Origin of the sequence: Paraburkholderia sp. BR10923 (genome assembly GCF_040948765.1) — a bacterium.
Taxonomy (GTDB): domain Bacteria; phylum Pseudomonadota; class Gammaproteobacteria; order Burkholderiales; family Burkholderiaceae; genus Paraburkholderia; species Paraburkholderia youngii.
The window spans coordinates 1-680 of the sequence record NZ_JBFPKO010000146.1; the positions used below are offsets into that span (position 1 = coordinate 1).

The window sequence follows — 680 nt, forward strand, 5'->3', positions numbered from 1 at the left end:
ACGTAGAGCTCCCCGACCGCGCCAAACGGAACCGGCGCACCGTGTCCGTCAAGCAGATACACCCGCGTGTTCGCAATCGGACGGCCGATCGGGACAATGGCGCCATCAAACTCATCCGGACAACTCCACGCTGTCACGTCGATCCCAGCTTCGGTCGGACCGTACAGATTGTGCAGGCCTGTCCAAGGCAAGAGGCGCCGAACCTTATGCACACTGGCGGCAGGAAGCGCCTCGCCGCTGCATAAAACACGCCGCAGCGACGTGCAGCGGTCAACACTCTTCGCATCCATAAAACTGACCAGCATGGATGGCACGAAGTGAACCGTCGTGATGCGCTGGCTAACGATCAAGTCAACCAATGCAGCGGGATCTCTGTGCGCATCCGGAGGCGCCAGCACCAGGGTCGCCCCTTCAAGCAACGTCCAGAAGAACTCCCAGGCCGAGACATCGAAGCCAAATGGCGTCTTCTGCAACACGACATCAGTTGCCTTGAGACCATAGGCGTTTTGCATCCAGATCAGGCGATTAACGATAGCCCGATGCTCATTCTGTGCCCCCTTGGGGGTGCCGGTGGATCCGGAGGTGTAGATCACATAGGCGAGATGGCGCGAGGTCAGGCCGAGCGCACGCGGGTCCGGATCGGAGACCGGCAGGTTCGCCCACTCCGGCGTCGCCGTCTC

The 680-nt window shown here is 61.0% G+C and carries 1 protein-coding gene; it reads right to left on the bottom strand.

Annotation, left to right across the window (positions count from 1 at the left end; all coding sequences use genetic code 11):
* A partial coding sequence (locus tag AB3X94_RS41830) for an AMP-binding protein (RefSeq protein WP_368594422.1) occupies positions 1 to 680 on the bottom strand: 680 nt, incomplete at both ends.